This is a genomic window from Shinella sedimenti (assembly GCF_022601905.1).
GTDB classification, from domain to species: domain Bacteria; phylum Pseudomonadota; class Alphaproteobacteria; order Rhizobiales; family Rhizobiaceae; genus Shinella; species Shinella sedimenti.
In genome coordinates this window covers 106185-120243 of the sequence record NZ_JAKVIN010000001.1, presented here as the reverse complement: position 1 = coordinate 120243, position 14059 = coordinate 106185, and the positions used below count along the sequence as shown (strand labels likewise).

Below are 14059 nucleotides of genomic sequence, written 5' to 3'. Positions count from 1 at the left end.
GTAATTTTATAGCCTACCGGCGCCATAAGCGCCAATTTTGCGAAGGGTTGTGAACAGCCTTTTCCCAGGAAATCCGCGAATTTGCGCATTTTCATGGCCGCGCGGGCGCAGCTTTGCGCGCGCCCTTCCCTTATGCGGCGCCCTCGCCTAACAATGTCTCTATAAGGCTTCGTGAAACGGCCGCGCAACGGCGAGGGGAATGACCGGATGCTCACCACAGACACGGTGATCAACGCGATCACGACGCTGCTCGTCACCATCGATCCGCCCGGCCTTGCGCCGATTTTTCTCGGGCTCACCGTCGGCATGACGCGCGCACAGCGCAAGCAGGTGGCGCTGCGCGGCTCGCTGATCGCCTTCTGCATCCTGGCCGTCTTCGCCGTCACCGGATCGAGCGTGCTCTCGCTGCTCGGCATCTCCATCGGCGCCTTCCGCATCGCCGGCGGCCTGCTGCTCTTCTGGATCGCTTTCGAGATGATCTTCGAACGCCGCAACGAGCGGAAGGAAAAGACCAGCGAGGTGGCAATCACCCGCGACCATATCCATAACATCGCCGTCTTCCCGCTTGCCTTGCCACTGATTGCCGGCCCCGGCGCCATTTCCGCGACGATCCTGCTGTCCGGCTCGTTTCCGTCGGCGCTGGAGCGTACCGCCCTTATCGGCGTTCTGGCGCTTTGCATCGCCATTCTCTTCCTCGCCCTCGTCATCGCCGACCGCATCGATCGCTTCCTCGGTAACACCGGCCGCGCCATCCTCACCCGCTTGCTTGGCGTGATCCTTGCTGCACTGGCCGTGCAGTTCGTGGTCGATGGTGTGAAATCGGTGTTTATTCTCTGAGAGGCACAGTCAGCGCTATCGCGCGCCGAATGTTTTCTCGAAAAGGTCAGGGATGTCGTGTTGTGAGAAAAGCTTTACACCCGTCATCATAGCCAATGCGTTGGCGCTAGGCGTGAAGCTGGCGTTGGTGAGGACTCCCGCGGCATCAACACCGTAATAGACCATGCCTGCATGGGCCTCCTGCACCGCCTTGTTGCCGACAGGGCTTCCATAAAGCTTGCATTGCAAACCGAGACGCCTGCCCGCTTTCTCGGCTATGACGTCCAGTCCCTGGTCGCCGGAGCCGCGTGTCACCTCAGCCTTCCAACCGAACCGGGTGAGTGAATGGGCTACCCACTGTTCGAAGTTGTGCCCGTCGCCTGGAAGAGTGTCGGCGTCGAATCCTGTGGCCGCTTGTGCACGCCTGCGGATGTTGAGCTGTTCAAAAACCAGCGCCTTTGCTTCCTCGAAAGAAAACAGCGCACTGTCGAGCGCAACGCTGGCAAAAAACTCGACGAGCGCCTCGTCGGTCGTGTCCTTGACGACAGCGCCGTAATCGTTGGTCCTGATGGCGAGCGCGAGATTGCGGTTTAGCGCACTGAAGTGCTTGTCCACCGCATCGATCAACCTCTGGTGTTCGATGGATCGCCGCCGCAGAAGGTTGTGCTGGTATTCCTGCTCTTGCGCGAGCGCGGCCATGCGCATCGACGCGTCTCGTGCCTTCGCTATGCTGCGTCGCCGCCACATCCAGGTCGCGGCGAGAAAAGGGCTGAGCAAAATGATGATCGCGCCAATAATACCCAAGGCGGTCAGTCCGGGCGTCCGACCGGCCGGCACGTCCATGGCCGCGATCAGGCTTCCGAAAAGACCGATCGCGAGTGTCAGCAATACAAAACGTACTGCACCTTTAAGAAGACTCAAAACGGCGCCCTCCTCTCACGAATGGGCGCCGTCAACCTTGACGTCAGACCGCAGCCCCCTCGTAATCCCCGGGAGCCAAGGTAATTTGCTTAGAATGGGATGTCATCATCCATGTCGCGAGAAAGCGAACCGCCACCCGAACGGCTGCTGCTGCCGCCGCCACCGCCAGCCGCGCCGCCGGATGCCGGACGCGAACCGTAGTCGTCATAGCCCTGGCCGCCGCTGGCGCCGCCGAAATTGCTGCTGCCGCCGAAATCGCCGCCGCGGCTTGCACCGCCGCCTTCGCCACGGCCGTCCAGCATTGTCAGGGTGGAGCCAAAGCCCTGCAGCACCACTTCCGTCGAGTAGCGGTCATTACCCGTCTGGTCCTGCCACTTGCGTGTCTGCAGCGCGCCTTCGATATAGAGCTTCGCGCCCTTCTTCACATACTGCTCGACGACCTTGCATAGGCCTTCGTTGAAGACGACGACATTGTGCCATTCCGTCTTTTCGCGGCGCTCGCCGCTGTTGCGGTCACGCCAGGTTTCGGACGTGGCGATGCGCAGGTTGGCGATCGGCCGCCCGTCCTGCGTGCGCCGGATTTCCGGGTCCGCACCGACGTTCCCGATCAAGATAACCTTGTTGACGCTTCCAGCCATACCCGTATTTCCCGTTGTCGCGCCGGGCGAAGGGCACCCGGCATTTGTCACTAGATCGACGATACCTTATCGACTGGAGCGCGCCAGCGCGCCCCACGCAAGCGACAATCCACAGATTGCGCATTTTTGTTCTTTTTTTGTTCTATTAATTCCCTACACTCTTGTCAACCGAATCGGAAACGGGCACGGAATCTTCTCGAGGGCGCATGGACACGCGGCTGCCAATCCCTACATAGAAGCCGACCTTTCCTGAATGCGCAACGACTTCTGACGCTGGATACCATGAGCGAACTCAAGACCATTTCCATACGCGGCGCGCGCGAGCACAATCTCAAGGGCGTCGATCTCGACCTACCGCGCAACAAGTTGATCGTCATGACCGGGCTTTCCGGCTCGGGCAAGTCGTCGCTCGCCTTCGACACGATCTATGCCGAGGGCCAGCGCCGCTATGTCGAGAGCCTCTCGGCCTATGCGCGCCAGTTCCTCGAGATGATGCAGAAGCCGGACGTCGACCAGATCGACGGCCTGTCGCCGGCCATCTCCATCGAGCAGAAAACGACCTCGAAGAATCCGCGCTCGACCGTGGGCACGGTCACCGAGATTTACGACTACATGCGCCTGCTTTTCGCGCGTGTCGGTGTGCCCTATTCCCCGGCCACCGGCCTGCCGATCGAAAGCCAAACGGTCAGTCAGATGGTCGACCGGGTTATCGATTTCGGCGAGGGCACCCGCCTTTATATCCTCGCGCCGATCGTGCGCGGTCGCAAGGGCGAATATAAGAAGGAACTCGCCGAGCTCATGAAGAAGGGCTTCCAACGCGTCAAGGTGGATGGCCAGTTCTACGAGATCGCCGAGGTGCCGGCTCTCGACAAGAAGTACAAGCATGACATCGATGTCGTTGTCGACCGCGTCGTCGTGCGCCCTGATCTCGCCTCACGCCTTGCCGACAGCCTTGAGACGTGCCTGAAGCTTGCCGATGGCCTCGCCATCGCGGAATTCGCCGACAAGCCGCTACCGCCTGAGGAAACCTCGGCCGGCGGCTCTGCCAACAAGTCACTCAACGACACGCATGAGCGTGTCCTGTTTTCGGAAAAGTTCGCTTGCCCGGTCTCCGGCTTCACCATTCCGGAAATCGAGCCACGGCTCTTTTCGTTCAACAACCCCTTCGGCGCCTGCCCGACCTGCGACGGTCTTGGCAGCCAGCAGAAGATCGATCCGGATCTTATCGTGCCGGAAACGGAGCGCACGCTGAAGGACGGGGCGATCGCGCCTTGGGCCAAGTCCTCATCGCCCTATTACAACCAGACGCTGGAAGCGCTCGGTGCAGCCTATGGCTTCAAGCTGTCCAACCGCTGGTCGGAACTGTCACAAGAAGCGCAGAACGCCATCCTGCACGGCACGGATGAGAAGATCGAGTTCAACTACAAGGACGGTGCGCGCTCCTACAAGACCGTGAAGACCTTTGAAGGCATCGTGCCGAACCTTGAGCGTCGCTGGAAGGAAACGGATTCCGCCTGGTCACGCGAAGAGATCGAACGCTACATGTCGGCCGCCCCCTGCCCGGCCTGCAATGGTTTCCGCCTCAAACCAGAGGCACTGGCGGTCAAGATCAACAAGCTGCATATCGGCGAGACGACGGCCATGTCGATCCGCGTGGCGCGCGACTGGTTCGAGGCGCTGCCGGAGCATCTGAACACCAAGCAGAACGAAATCGCGGTCCGCATCCTCAAGGAAATCCGCGAGCGGCTACGCTTCCTCAACGATGTCGGCTTGGAATATCTGTCGCTGTCGCGTAATTCCGGCACGCTTTCGGGCGGCGAAAGCCAGCGCATCCGGCTTGCTTCGCAGATTGGCTCCGGCTTGACGGGCGTGCTTTACGTGCTGGATGAGCCGTCGATCGGCCTGCACCAGCGCGACAACGCGCGTCTGCTGGATACGCTTCGGCATTTGCGTGACATCGGCAATACCATGATCGTCGTCGAGCATGACGAGGATGCGATCCTGACGGCCGACTATGTCGTCGATATCGGTCCTGCCGCAGGCATCCATGGCGGCCAGGTCATTGCACAGGGCACGCCGGATGAGGTCATCGCCAACCCGGCCTCGCTCACCGGAAAGTATCTTTCGGGCGAGCTGTCCGTTGCCGTTCCAAGCGAGCGCCGCAAGCCCAAGAAGAAAAAGGAAATCAAGGTGGTTGGCGCCAAAGCCAACAACCTGAAGAACGTCACGGCCTCCATTCCGCTCGGCGTCTTCACGGCGGTCACAGGCGTGTCCGGCGGTGGCAAGTCGACCTTCCTGATTGAGACGCTCTACAAATCCGCAGCCCGTCGTATCATGGGCGCACGCGAAATTCCCGCTGAGCACGAGCGTATCGACGGCTTCGAATTTATAGACAAGGTCATCGATATCGACCAGTCGCCGATCGGCCGTACGCCGCGTTCGAACCCGGCCACCTATACCGGCGCCTTCACGCCGATCCGCGACTGGTTTGCGGGGCTTCCGGAGGCCAAGGCGCGTGGCTACCAGCCGGGGCGTTTCTCCTTCAACGTCAAGGGCGGTCGCTGCGAGGCCTGCCAGGGCGACGGCGTCATCAAGATCGAGATGCACTTCCTGCCCGACGTCTATGTCACCTGCGACGTCTGCCATGGCAAGCGCTACAACCGAGAAACGCTCGACGTCACCTTCAAGGGGAAGTCCATCGCCGACGTGCTGGACATGACGGTAGAAGAAGGTGTCGAGTTCTTTGCCGCCGTCCCGGCGGTGCGCGACAAGCTGGTCACGCTCAACCAGGTCGGCCTCGGCTATATCAAGGTCGGCCAGCAGGCCAACACACTGTCGGGCGGCGAGGCGCAACGCGTCAAGCTCGCCAAGGAACTGTCCAAGCGCTCCACCGGCCGCACGCTCTACATTCTCGACGAGCCGACGACGGGCCTGCATTTCCATGACGTGGCAAAACTGCTGGAAGTGCTGCACGAGCTGGTCAATCAGGGCAATTCCGTCGTCGTCATCGAGCACAATCTCGAGGTCATCAAGACAGCTGACTGGATCATCGATTTCGGCCCAGAGGGCGGCGATGGTGGTGGTGAAGTGATCGCCGAGGGTACGCCGGAGGATGTCGTGAAGGTCGAGCGCTCCTATACCGGACAGTTCCTGAAAGAGTTGCTGGAAAGGCGTCCGATCAAGCGGATCGCTGCGGAATGAGTGACAAGGGAGGACGATGATGAGTACATCCGGCGCGATAAGAACCGGCATCGGCGGCTGGACCTTCGAGCCTTGGGAGGGAACGTTCTACCCGGAAAAACTGGTGAAGAAGCGCCAGCTTGAATTCGCCAGCCGCGAACTGACGACGATCGAGGTCAACGGCACCTATTACGGCTCGCAGAAACCGGAAACCTTCGCCAAATGGGCGTCGGAAGTGCCTGACGGTTTCATCTTCTCGCTCAAGGCCAGCCGGTTCACCACCAACCGCAAGGTTCTGGCCGATGGTGGCGAATCCGTCGAAAAGTTCCTGACGCAGGGCCTGACGGAGCTTGGCGAGCATCTCGGCCCGATCCTCTGGCAGTTCGCGCCGACCAAGAAGTTCGAACCGGAGGATTTCGAGGGTTTTCTCAAGCTCCTGCCGGAAAAGCAGGACGGGCTTGCGCTGAAACATGCGCTAGAAGTGCGCAACGAGAGCTTCATGAACCCGGAATTTGCTGCCTTGGCGCGCAAGTACAACGCTGCCATCGTCTATGCGCAGCATGCGGACTATCCTGAAATCGCAGACGTGACGGCCGATTTTGTCTATGCGCGCCTGCAGAAGGGATCCGACGATGTCGAAACCTGCTATCCGCCAAAGGCACTGGACGAGTGGGCGGAGCGGTTGAAGGATTGGTCAGCAGGCGGCGAGCCGTCCGACCTGCCGAAGATCGATCCAGACACGAAGCCAGCCAAGAAACCGCGCGACGTCTTCGCCTTCTTTATCACGTCGGGCAAGGTCAATGCGCCGAACGGCGCGCGCGAATTGCAAAAACGTACGCAGTCGCGCTCATAGTTTGCGGGTACCGCGGGATAGAGCGCTCGGAAGCCTGAACATCCATGCCCCCGGCGAACGCTCACATGATGTGATCGACGCCGCCCAGAGCGTCGATCAACGTTTCGGCCGTCAGCCCCTCGCCGGCCGTACGTCCCGCCTCTCCATGGCGCCAGACCGCGCTGGCGGCCGCCTCGAACGCCGGCATGCCTTGTGCAAGATGCGCGCCGACGAGACCGGCCAACACGTCGCCGGACCCGGCGGTCGCAAGCCATGGTGGCGCGTTTTCATTAACGAGTGCCCGGCCGTCCGGTGCGGCGATTACCGTATCCGCGCCCTTGAGGATAACCACGCCATTGCTGCGCGCCGCGGCCTTTTGGCCCCTCTCGATCTTCGAAAGCGTGCTGTCTTCGGCAAGATCGGGAAACAGCCGGGCGAATTCGCCGTCATGCGGTGTCAGGACCAGCCGCGGCTCTCCTTCGGCAAAGAGGTCGAAAAGCATCTGCGGGTCGTCGCGAAAAGCCGTGATGCCGTCGGCATCGAGAACCAGCCTTCGTTCGCCCGAGGCGATAAGATCGGCATAGCGCCGCGCTCGTTCTCCATCCCCGAAGCCAGGCCCAAGCACGAAGGTCTTGAGGCGGACATCCTCCAGCAAGGCCGAGAGGTCGCCGTCCCCATTGACCACCTTCAGCATGACCGCGGTGAGATGAGCGGCATTGGCGGATAATGCTGCGGTCGGCGATAACAGCGTGACGAGCCCGGCGCCTGCACGGAGCCCGGCCATTGCAGAGAGCCGACCCGCCCCCGTTGCGGTGGCAGGTCCGGAGAAGACGGCGAGATGACCCCGCACATATTTATGCCCCGCCCCCGTCTTGACCGGCAGAACATGGCGCCACGCCGCGGGTGCGTTCACCCCGATCTTTCCGCCTTGGGCAAGCAAGATGCGTTCGGGTATGCCGATGTCGAAGATTTCCAAGTCACCTGTCATCATTCGGCCCGGCAAGAGGAGATGCCCGGGCTTGCGGCACATGAAGGTGACGGTCGCAGCGGCCTGGAAGGCTGCCCCCCGCACTGCGCCGGTTCTTCCGTCGATACCAGAGGGCAGATCGACCGCAAGCACGGGAACGGCGCTTTCATTGATGGCCTCAATGGTCGCGATCACGTCGGCCGCGAGGTTCCGCCCCAGCCCAGCCCCGAACAGGGCATCCACCACGACGTCGCCGCTCCGGGGATGATAATCCGCAAGCGGCGCGACCGAGCCTGTAAACTGCGCGAAGGCGGTGGCTGCATCGCCGCGAAGAGCCGCCGGTTCGCCCAAAGCATGAACGGCGATCTCCGTGCCGGCCGCACGCAACGCGCGTGCTACGACGTAGCCGTCTCCGCCGTTATTGCCGGGTCCGCAAAGGATGACGAAGCGCAGCGCGCCGGGAAAACGACGCAACGCGCAGGCAGCGACCGCCTGCCCCGCCCGCTCCATGAGGCCGTAGCTTGAAAGACCGGATGCGGCGGCGGCGCGATCAACTTGCCCCATGTTTTCGGGCGTAAGAAGCAATGTCTCTTTATGGCTTTGCATGCTCCACCATGCCTGCAAAACAGTCGTCCAGACAAGAGCGACGCCTTAAACTCCCGTAGAGACTATTATTTATGCATATGCCTATAATGGATGCTCAAATTTGCGGCTTTTAAAGCCATCACGCTCAACGATGCCATATCGCGCCTTCATCACCCATGGAAAGTGATAAATTTTAGGCAGATTTCACTAGCCCTTTTACCTGCAAAGCCGCATCATCTGGGATGTGAGGACGAGCCGGGTCGTCGGGAAACGGGATTTTTCGGATTAGGCACCCATCCTGGCTCAAGTTGGCATGCTACATGCATTGGATGTTTGCAGCGGGCGCAAACCGCGCGCAAACGGGAGAAGCGGAGAGACATTTTCTCATGAAAAAGATCGAAGCGATCATCAAGCCCTTCAAGCTCGATGAGGTGAAGGAAGCCCTTCAGGAAGTTGGCCTGCAGGGTATCACCGTCACCGAGGCGAAGGGCTTTGGACGCCAGAAGGGGCACACGGAGCTTTACCGTGGTGCCGAATATGTTGTCGACTTTCTGCCCAAGGTGAAGGTCGAGGTCGTTCTGGCCGACGAGAATGCGGAGGCCGTTATCGAGGCTATCCGCAATGCCGCTCAGACCGGCCGCATCGGCGACGGCAAGATCTTCGTCTCCAATGTCGAAGAAGTCATCCGCATCCGCACCGGCGAGACCGGTGTCGACGCCATCTAATCCCGCCTGGCCGTCCGGCCCGGGCTTTCATAACCTCGTCATCTCACACAGGGACTACACACATGACGACTGCCAATGACATCCTCAAGCAAATCAAGGACAACGACGTCAAGTTCGTCGACCTGCGCTTCACCGACCCGCGCGGCAAGCTGCATCACGTCACGATGGACATCGACTGCGTCGATGAAGACATGTTCGCCGACGGCGTCATGTTCGACGGTTCCTCGATCGGCGGCTGGAAAGCCATCAACGAGTCCGACATGGTGCTGATGCCCGATCCCGCAACGGTTCACATCGACCCGTTCTTCGCGCAGTCCACCCTCGTCGTCATGTGCGACATTCTCGATCCGGTCTCGGGCGAATCCTACAACCGCGACCCGCGCGGCACGGCCAAGAAGGCCGAAGCCTACCTCAAGGCATCGGGCATCGGCGACACCATCTATGCCGGTCCGGAACCTGAATTCTTCGTCTTCGACGACGTCAAGTACAAGGCCGACCCGTACAACACCGGCTTCAAGCTGGATTCGTCGGAGCTTCCCTCCAACGACGACACCGACTACGAGACCGGCAACCTCGGCCATCGTCCGCGCGTCAAGGGCGGCTACTTCCCGGTTCCGCCGGTCGACAGCTGCCAGGACATGCGTTCCGAAATGCTGACCGTCCTCAAGGAAATGGGCGTCACCGTCGAAAAGCAGCACCACGAAGTGGCTGCCGCCCAGCACGAGCTCGGCGTGAAGTTCGACACGCTCGTCCGCAGTGCCGACAAGGTGCAGATCTACAAGTATGTCGTGCACCAGGTCGCTAATGCCTATGGCAAGACGGCAACCTTCATGCCGAAGCCGATCTTCGGTGACAACGGCTCGGGCATGCACGTCCACCTGTCGATCTGGAAGGACGCCAAGCCGCAGTTCGCTGGCGACGAATATGCCGGCCTGTCGGAAACCTGCCTGTACTTCATCGGCGGCATCATCAAGCATGCCAAGGCGATCAACGCCTTCACCAACCCGACGACGAACTCCTACAAGCGCCTCGTCCCGGGTTATGAAGCACCGGTTCTGCTTGCCTACTCGGCACGCAACCGCTCGGCATCGTGCCGCATTCCGTTCGGCACGGGCCCGAAGTCCAAGCGCGTTGAAATCCGTTTCCCCGACCCGCTCGGCAACCCCTACCTCGGCTTCGCTTCCATGCTGATGGCTGGCCTCGACGGCATCAAGAACAAGATCCATCCCGGCAAGGCCATGGACAAGGACCTCTACGACCTGCCGCCGAAGGAACTGAAGAAGATCCCGACGGTCTGCGGCTCGCTGCGCGAAGCTCTGGAAAGCCTCGACAAGGACCGCAAGTTCCTCACGGCCGGCGGCGTCTTCGACGACGACCAGATCGACGCCTATATCGAACTGAAGATGGCGGAAGTCATGCGCTTCGAAATGACGCCGCACCCGGTCGAGTTCGACATGTACTACTCCGCCTGATCGTCGCTGTTCCTCCCGCCTTCGGGCGGGAGGCCTCCCAAGACGAAAAACCCGGCCAATGGCCGGGTTTTTTGTTGGTCTGCAATGCGGTCAGGGCTTCAGCCGCTGCTTGAGGAGGTTGAGATATTCCTCGTTCGAATCGTCCGTGGCGCCGGTTGCCGCGCCTGCTTGCGGCTTGCAGGCCGGCTTGTAGTCCAGCGCCATGCCGGCCTTGACGCAGACACCGACCTGCCAGCCCGGCGGCAGCGCCGTCAGGTCGACGGTCTTCCATTTGGGATGCCCCGTCGCCTTCAGCTTGTCGAGACCACCGACGATCAGGCTCGAGAAGTCGGCGACGGTCTTGCAGCTGTCGCGATGATAGGCGTTACGCTTGACGTCGTAGTCATAGGTCATCATCACGGCCTTCACCGCGACGAGATCAACAGGCTGATCCTGAAACGAATAGGTTCCGGCCTCTATGCGCGAGGGCGTATAGGTCGCAAGCAGCGGCGCCTCGGTGATCGGCAGGAGGTGGAATTTCGCCTTGTCGATCGTGTTGCCGGAAAACAGCGCTGCCGGCGCGCCGGCGACATAGAAGAACGCGTCGATCTCGCCGGAAAGCAGCTTCGGCAGCGCCTCGTCCGGGTTGATATCGACCCGCTCGCCCGCCTTCACCTGAAGAATATCCATCACCAGCGTCGCAGTCAGGAAGGTTCCGGAATCCTTCTTGCCGACGGCGACCTTTTTGCCGGCGAGGTCCTTCACGCCGGCAATGTCCTTGCGCGCCAGCACGTGGATCTCCTCGTTGTAGAGCGGGAACATGATGCGCACGCCCTTCACGGCCTTCTGCACCTCGGGATCGTTCGCCTCGAAGGTCTTCAGATATTCGAGCACGTCGCTCTGGACGATGCCGAACTGCGTGTTGCGGCGGTTGCGCACACCGACGAAATTCTCAAGCGACCCGGCGCTCTCCACGACGTTCAGCTTCAGTCCGCACTCGGCGCCGAGTGCGGCAATGTCGCGGCCGATCTTGATATAGGTGCCCTGCGGCCCCCCGGTCATGATGCTGCGCTCGAACTCCTGGGCAGATGCCGTTCCCGTCGATAGGGCAAGGCCGAGCGCGGCCGCCAGAACTGATCGCTTCATGCAAATCTCCTTCCGTGAGCGGGCATTTCCCCCGCAGGTCAGGCTTTTCCTGAGGACGAAAAACGCCTCATAGAGTTTTCTTCACGACCTGCGAAAGCGAAACCATATCCACCTTCGCCGGAAACGCCTAGCAATCGCTGTCGAGGTCGCGCATCAGGCCGCGAAGCGCCAAAATAGGCACACGGTTCAGCACGCTGCCAAGGGCATTGGTCACGCATTCTCCGGAAACGAGTGTCTGTTCCAGTTGCGTGCGTTGCGCGCCCGTCAGCCGGTCTAGCCCCGGCGTTTTCTCGATGACCTGTGCCACCAGCGCGGCATTGCGGGGGCTGCGGCCGTCGGCAGGCTTGGCGTTATCACGCGCACCGTTGTCATCCGCCTGTTGCGGGATCTGCTGTTGGGTGGCCGTTTCCAGTGCGGCAATCCTCTCCGCAAGGGCGGCGTTGTTGGCCGTTAGCGTCGCGATCTCCTGATTCTTGCGGGCGATTTCAGCCACCAGGTCGGGCAGTTCCCGGGTGCGAAGCGTTTTGGCGGCCTGCTCGGCCTCCGCAAGTTCTCGGCGCAACGTCTCCGCCTCGGCCTCGAGGCGTTCGGTCTCGGCATTCCGGTTGGCCGCCTGCGTGATGCGTGCCTCCTCGATCGCCTTTTCGAGCTGCGCAATTTGCCCGGCCCGTTCGTCAAGCTCACGGGCGCGTTTGGTTGCAGCCGCTTCGGTGTCCTTCCGCAGCCGTTCGGCCTCGGCGAGTTTTTGCCCCGCAAGCTCCAGTTCGCGCTGAAGTCCTGGAACGATCTCCTGTGCCAGGCGCACGTTTTCCGCGCTCTCCGCCGGGTCGGATCGGCTGGCATCGGCGCGCAACGCATCGAGCTGGCGCTTCAGGGCATCGTTTTCATCGGCCAGATCTGCAATGCGCCGGTCGCGGTCTTCGAGGGCGCTTTCGGAGGGGGCGCCGGACATGGCGCGGAACGCGCCGTAACCAGCAGCGCCGCCGAGCGCCAGGCAGATGACCGATGCGAACAGAATGCCGCCAATGCCGCTACCGCCTCCGGTCGCTCCGCCGCTGCTTCTGCCCCATTGATTGTTCATGCATTACGATCCGCTTGACGCCGTCTTTTGGAGGTACGCCGAAACCGGAGCAGGCGCAAGCAGCACTGCCTTGTTCCGAACGCGCATCGCATTCGACTGGAACTATTGATGTTTTAGCACAATTACCCAAATATAAGGAGAAAGGTAGGTACGCCATGAAGATGCGTCATGCAAAATTTGCCATCGGCGACGTTGTCCGCCACCGGGTTTTCCCGTTCCGTGGCGTGGTCTTCGACGTCGACCCCGAATTCGCCAATACGGACGAGTGGTGGAACGCCATTCCTGCGGAAATCCGCCCGCCAAAGGATCAGCCGTTCTACCATCTCTTCGCGGAAAACGACGAGTCGGAATATGTCGCCTATGTCTCCGAACAGAATCTGGTCGCGGACGACAGCGGCAAGCCGGTGCGCCATCCGCAGGTCCGCGCGCTGATGGATGTCGATGAAGGCCACTACAGGTGGAAGGAACAGAGTGGTATCTTCCACTAGCCGTTCCGGCAGGCTGCGAGGCCGAACGTGACGTTCCGAAAGGTATGTCACGGTAGCTTCAGACGAAAAAAGGCGCTCCACCGGAGCGCCTTTCTGCTTTTGAGGTGATCGATACGATCACTTCGGCAGCTGGTCGTCCACGCCGGCGATGTAGAAGTTCATGCCGAGAAGCGTGCCGTCGTCCGAAACAGCACCATCAGCCAGCCAGTCCGAGCCGTCCTGCTTCTTGATCGGGCCGGTGAAGGGGTGCAGTTCGCCGGAGCGGATTTTCGCTTCGGTCTCTTCCGCCAGCTTCTTCACGTCGTCAGGCATGTTCGTGTAGGGCGCCATGGTGAGGATACCGTCCTTCAGGCCGTCCCACATCTGTTCGGACTTCCACGTGCCGTCGAGAACGGCCTGGGTGCGCTTGATGTAGTAGGCGCCCCAGGTGTCGACGATGGCGGTCAGCTGCGTTTCCGGGCCGGCCTTGATCATGTCGGAGGCCTGGCCGAAGGCCTTGATGCCACGCTCGGAGGCAACCTGCATCGGCGCGGTCGTGTCGGTGTGCTGCGTCAGGATATCGACGCCCTGGTCGACGAGCGCCTTGGCGGCATCGGCTTCTTTGCCCGGGTCGAACCAGGTGTTGGCCCAGATGACCTTGACCTTGAACTCCGGGTTCACGGACTGGGCGCCGTGGACGAACGAGTTGATGCCCATCACGACTTCCGGGATCGGGAAGGACGCGATGTAGCCGGCGAGGCCCTTCTGCGACAGCTTGGCGGCAATCACACCCTGGATGTAGCGGCCTTCATAGAAACGCGCATTGTAGGTCGCGACGTTGGCGGCCGACTTGAAGCCGGTTGCATGCTCGAACTTCACGTCCGGGAATTTTTCTGCAACCTTGATCGTCGCATCCATGAAGCCGAACGACGTGGTGAAGACGAGCGCGCAGCCGGAGCGGGCCATGCGCTCGATCGCGCGCTCGGCATCCGGGCCTTCCGGTACGTTTTCAAGGAAAGGCGTCTCGATCTTGTCGCCGAAGTGGTCCTGCAGCGCCTGGCGGCCGATGTCATGCGCCTGCGTCCAGCCGCCGTCGGTCTTGGAGCCGACATAGATGAAGCAGATCTTCGTCTTGTCCTGGGCGCTGGCGGCAGCGGCGAAGCCGAGAACGGCGGCCGATGTTGTGAGAGCGAGAATGATTTTCTTCATTTTATCCTCTGTAGGTGGGTTGGATTGGTTGTGTCCCGTCT

The 14059-nt window shown here is 61.1% G+C and carries 12 protein-coding genes; 6 read left to right on the top strand and 6 right to left on the bottom strand.

The features are described from left to right. The first annotated feature begins 207 nt into the window (after window positions 1-207). Window positions 208-837 carry a MarC family protein gene (locus MKI86_RS00570; RefSeq protein ID WP_241595772.1) on the top strand — a complete coding sequence of 210 codons (630 nt, stop codon included), beginning with the start codon at window positions 208-210 and terminating at the stop codon, window positions 835-837. A gap of 15 nt (window positions 838-852) precedes the next feature. Here MKI86_RS00570 and MKI86_RS00565 read toward each other — a convergent pair whose 3' ends face one another. Beyond that, the gene (locus MKI86_RS00565) at window positions 853-1737 is read right to left on the bottom strand and encodes a restriction endonuclease (RefSeq protein WP_241595769.1); all 885 of its coding nucleotides are present in this window, start codon (window positions 1735-1737) and stop codon (window positions 853-855) included. A gap of 89 nt (window positions 1738-1826) precedes the next feature. After that, on the bottom strand, window positions 1827-2375 hold the full coding sequence (locus tag MKI86_RS00560) for a single-stranded DNA-binding protein (protein ID WP_241595764.1): 549 nt from the start codon (window positions 2373-2375) through the stop codon (window positions 1827-1829). Window positions 2376-2657: 282 nt separating this feature from the next. Between MKI86_RS00560 and uvrA the strand changes: the two genes are divergently transcribed. Continuing rightward, window positions 2658-5576, top strand: coding sequence for an excinuclease ABC subunit UvrA (gene uvrA / locus MKI86_RS00555; RefSeq protein ID WP_241595760.1), 2919 nt, complete (start codon window positions 2658-2660; stop codon window positions 5574-5576). 19 nt (window positions 5577-5595) lie between these two features. Further along, the gene (locus tag MKI86_RS00550) at window positions 5596-6408 is read left to right on the top strand and encodes a DUF72 domain-containing protein (RefSeq protein WP_241595757.1); all 813 of its coding nucleotides are present in this window, start codon (window positions 5596-5598) and stop codon (window positions 6406-6408) included. A 61-nt stretch (window positions 6409-6469) separates the two neighbouring features. Here MKI86_RS00550 and MKI86_RS00545 read toward each other — a convergent pair whose 3' ends face one another. Continuing rightward, window positions 6470-7960, bottom strand: a complete 1491-nt coding sequence (locus MKI86_RS00545) for an NAD(P)H-hydrate dehydratase (RefSeq protein ID WP_241595753.1) — start codon at window positions 7958-7960, stop codon at window positions 6470-6472. Window positions 7961-8325: 365 nt separating this feature from the next. Here MKI86_RS00545 and MKI86_RS00540 point away from each other — a divergent pair, with 365 nt between their 5' ends. Further along, entirely contained in the window at window positions 8326-8664 is a 339-nt protein-coding gene (locus MKI86_RS00540) for a P-II family nitrogen regulator (protein ID WP_003515720.1), read from the top strand. Between the two features lie 62 nt (window positions 8665-8726). Continuing rightward, window positions 8727-10136: a type I glutamate--ammonia ligase gene (gene glnA, locus MKI86_RS00535; RefSeq protein ID WP_241595749.1), complete on the top strand. Its 1410-nt coding sequence runs from the start codon at window positions 8727-8729 to the stop codon at window positions 10134-10136. A 90-nt stretch (window positions 10137-10226) separates the two neighbouring features. Here the strand turns inward: glnA and MKI86_RS00530 are convergent, their stop codons facing one another. Next, window positions 10227-11261, bottom strand: a complete 1035-nt coding sequence (locus tag MKI86_RS00530; protein ID WP_241595746.1) for a TAXI family TRAP transporter solute-binding subunit — start codon at window positions 11259-11261, stop codon at window positions 10227-10229. Window positions 11262-11388: 127 nt separating this feature from the next. After that, window positions 11389-12342 (bottom strand): coiled-coil domain-containing protein, encoded by a 954-nt coding sequence (locus MKI86_RS00525; RefSeq protein ID WP_241595744.1) that lies wholly within the window; start codon window positions 12340-12342, stop codon window positions 11389-11391. Window positions 12343-12497: 155 nt separating this feature from the next. Here MKI86_RS00525 and hspQ point away from each other — a divergent pair, with 155 nt between their 5' ends. Next, window positions 12498-12830, top strand: a complete 333-nt coding sequence (gene hspQ, locus MKI86_RS00520) for a heat shock protein HspQ (RefSeq protein WP_241595742.1) — start codon at window positions 12498-12500, stop codon at window positions 12828-12830. Window positions 12831-12947: 117 nt separating this feature from the next. On the opposite strand, the gene MKI86_RS00515 is transcribed toward hspQ, so the two are convergent. Further along, window positions 12948-14018: a BMP family ABC transporter substrate-binding protein gene (locus tag MKI86_RS00515; protein WP_241595739.1), complete on the bottom strand. Its 1071-nt coding sequence runs from the start codon at window positions 14016-14018 to the stop codon at window positions 12948-12950. Between the last annotated feature and the right edge of the window lie 41 nt (window positions 14019-14059).

Bases quoted from the DNA above. Each gene is read 5' to 3' on its own strand.
- MKI86_RS00570 (WP_241595772.1), top strand. From the start codon at position 208: ATGCTCACCACAGACACGGTGATCAACGCGATCACGACGCTGCTCGTC.
- MKI86_RS00560 (WP_241595764.1), bottom strand. From the start codon at position 2,375: ATGGCTGGAAGCGTCAACAAGGTTATCTTGATCGGGAACGTCGGTGCG.
- uvrA (WP_241595760.1), top strand. From the start codon at position 2,658: ATGAGCGAACTCAAGACCATTTCCATACGCGGCGCGCGCGAGCACAAT.
- MKI86_RS00550 (WP_241595757.1), top strand. From the start codon at position 5,596: ATGAGTACATCCGGCGCGATAAGAACCGGCATCGGCGGCTGGACCTTC.
- MKI86_RS00545 (WP_241595753.1), bottom strand. From the start codon at position 7,960: ATGCAAAGCCATAAAGAGACATTGCTTCTTACGCCCGAAAACATGGGG.
- MKI86_RS00540 (WP_003515720.1), top strand. From the start codon at position 8,326: ATGAAAAAGATCGAAGCGATCATCAAGCCCTTCAAGCTCGATGAGGTG.
- glnA (WP_241595749.1), top strand. From the start codon at position 8,727: ATGACGACTGCCAATGACATCCTCAAGCAAATCAAGGACAACGACGTC.
- MKI86_RS00530 (WP_241595746.1), bottom strand. From the start codon at position 11,261: ATGAAGCGATCAGTTCTGGCGGCCGCGCTCGGCCTTGCCCTATCGACG.
- MKI86_RS00525 (WP_241595744.1), bottom strand. From the start codon at position 12,342: ATGAACAATCAATGGGGCAGAAGCAGCGGCGGAGCGACCGGAGGCGGT.
- hspQ (WP_241595742.1), top strand. From the start codon at position 12,498: ATGAAGATGCGTCATGCAAAATTTGCCATCGGCGACGTTGTCCGCCAC.
- MKI86_RS00515 (WP_241595739.1), bottom strand. From the start codon at position 14,018: ATGAAGAAAATCATTCTCGCTCTCACAACATCGGCCGCCGTTCTCGGC.